General features: G+C 51.1%; 2 protein-coding genes. Both read right to left on the reverse strand.

All coding sequences use genetic code 11. From position 1 onward, the window contains the following. Window positions 1–234: 234 nt before the first annotated feature. Window positions 235–2,076, reverse strand: coding sequence for an ABC transporter ATP-binding protein (locus tag AC4MRN_RS18300; protein WP_491056374.1), 1,842 nt, complete (start codon window positions 2,074–2,076; stop codon window positions 235–237). A gap of 13 nt (window positions 2,077–2,089) precedes the next feature. Next, on the reverse strand, window positions 2,090–2,588 hold a 499-nt coding region (locus AC4MRN_RS18305), incomplete at its 5' end, for an RraA family protein (protein WP_491204092.1).

Here is a 2,588-nt window from a genome sequence, read left to right on the forward strand (position 1 = left end):
AACAATGACGTCATCCCCGCGAAGGCGGGGACCTTACCAACTCAAACGAATTAACTAAGTGAATTTTGGAAGACGCGTTGGACTGTTTGAAGTAGCCAACCTGTTCAATAGATCCCGGCGCGAGGCCGGGACGACGGTTTGGAACTGTTTGAGGTAGCCAGCCATTTCGGCTAGGGCCAGGCTCTAGCCCGGGACAGGGGATTTCTAAGGGCTTGAATTAGCCCTCAATCTGTCTTATTCGAGGCCGAGGAATCCGCCTGTCTGGTGTGCCCATAGCTTGGCGTAGATGCCGCCTTTGTCGAGCAATTCCTGGTGCGTGCCTTGCTCAACGATTTTGCCGTTATCCAAGACTAACAAACGGTCCATCTGAGCTATGGTTGAAAGGCGGTGCGCAATGGCCAATACCGTTTTATTTTCCATCACTTTGTTCAGGCATTCCTGTATTGCCGACTCGACCTCTGAATCCAGCGCTGAGGTAGCTTCATCCAAAATCAATACCGGTGCATCTTTCAGCAGAACCCGGGCAATGGCAATACGCTGACGCTGTCCGCCAGATAATTTAACGCCGCGTTCCCCAACTTGTGCGTCAAAACCGGTTCTGCCGTTTTTATCAGACAACTGCTGAATGAACTCAAATGCTTCCGCTTGCGTTGCGGCAGCTATCATTGCTTCTTCATCAGCGTCGCTGCGGCCATACACGATATTGTCTCGTACAGAACGGTGCATTAACGATGTATCCTGAGTCACCATGCTGATTTGTGCGCGCAGCGATTCCTGCTCAACGTCACTAATATCCTGGCCGTCGATAAGTATTTTACCGCCAGTGGTGTCGTAAAACCGAAGCAACAAATTCACTAACGTAGACTTACCTGCACCAGAGCGCCCTACCAAGCCCACCTTTTCACCGGGCTTTATGGTCAAGTCGAGGTTTTCGAATACCGGCACAGGATGATTGTTATGACCAGGGTATGCAAAGTTCACTTGCTTGAATTCAATTTGTCCGCCGTTTACAGCAAGCGGTTGCGCTTTCTGTTTGTCTTCCACGGCAATAGGCTGCGCCAGGGTGTTAATACCATCCTGTACAGTACCGAGGTTTTCAAACAGTGAGGCCACTTCCCACATCACCCAGTGAGACATACCGTTTAACCGTAAACACAGGCTCACCGCCAGCGCAATTTCACCCGGCGTAACAAGCTGTTGTAGCCATAAATACACCGACAGTGCCCCCACACTGAAAATCAGCAGTGCATTGCTTAGCTCAACACAGAATTCCAGCACCGTTACCAAGCGCATTTGCGGGTAAACGGTTTGCAGGAATTTGTCCATGCTGTCTTTAGCGTAATCCGCTTCACGCTGACTGTGGGAGAACAGTTTAACCGTGGTGATATTGGTGTAGCTATCAACAATACGGCCGGTCATCAGTGAGCGGGCATCGGCCTGATGCTGGGAAACCTGCTTTAACTTGGGCACCAGCACGCGCAAAATCACACTATAAACGCCAAGCCAGATAAGCAGCGGCAGTGCGAGTCGCCAGTCAGCGGTAAAGATAAGCACCACCATTGAGATGAAATACACCCCAATGTAGACCATCAAATCCAACAGCTTCATTACCGTTTCACGCACCGACAATGCGGTTTGCATGACCTTGGTCGCGACACGACCTGCAAACTCGTTCTGGAAGAACGTCAGGCTTTGGCTAAGCAAGTAGCGGTGTGCCTGCCAGCGTATGCGCATGGGATAATTGCCGAGTAATGACTGGCGGGAAAATAACGAGCGAAGCAGAATAAAGCCGGGGATCAGCACAACCACAACCAATCCCATCATGATCAGGCGATTGCCTTCATTTTCGATAAACGTGCTGCGGTCCTGTTCGGTAAACCAGTCTACTAACTGCCCCATAAACCCGAACAAGGCCACCTCCAGCATAGCGACAATCGCGCTGAGTGCCGACACGGTCAGCAGTACGGGCCACATGCCCTGGGTGTAGTGTTTACAAAAAGCCACCATGTTTTTTGGTGGCTGGGTAGGGTGTGAAGCAGGAAACGGGTTTGTCAGTTTCTCAAAAAATGAAAACATGTATTACTCAACATCAGGCGTCTTGGTACCCCAGTTTCGCCAGGATGCCTTCGACATTTTCATGGTGTTTGGCTTGCCACTCTTCCAACGTCATTCCACCGTCTTTTTCGGCGCGCCGTTTGGCAATTTCAAATGCCTCAGCAGCCGACGCTTGTGGGATAACAGCAATGCCTTCTTGATCGGCCACTATGATATCACCGGGATGCACAGTAACACCACCACACTGGACAGGTTGATTTAACGGGTCAACGCACTTTTTGGCGCCCGGCTTGGGAATAACACCACGGGCGTAAACCGCAAACCCCATTTCTTCAACTTCACCGACATCTCGGATCACGCCATCTACCACAAAGCCTGCAATGCCCCGCTTTTGCGCGATAGCACAGACATTCCCTCCCGCTACCGCGAACTGGTCATCGGCTTCCACCACAATCACATCACCAGGATTTGCCCGGTATATCGCGGCATGCAGCATTAAATGGTCTCCCGGCTGGCACTTAACCGTAAATGCG

The sequence above is a fragment of the Marisediminitalea sp. genome (assembly GCF_984433645.1).

Coding starts and splice junctions, on each gene's coding strand:
- AC4MRN_RS18300 (WP_491056374.1), bottom strand. CDS start 2,076: ATGTTTTCATTTTTTGAGAAACTGACAAACCCGTTTCCTGCTTCACAC.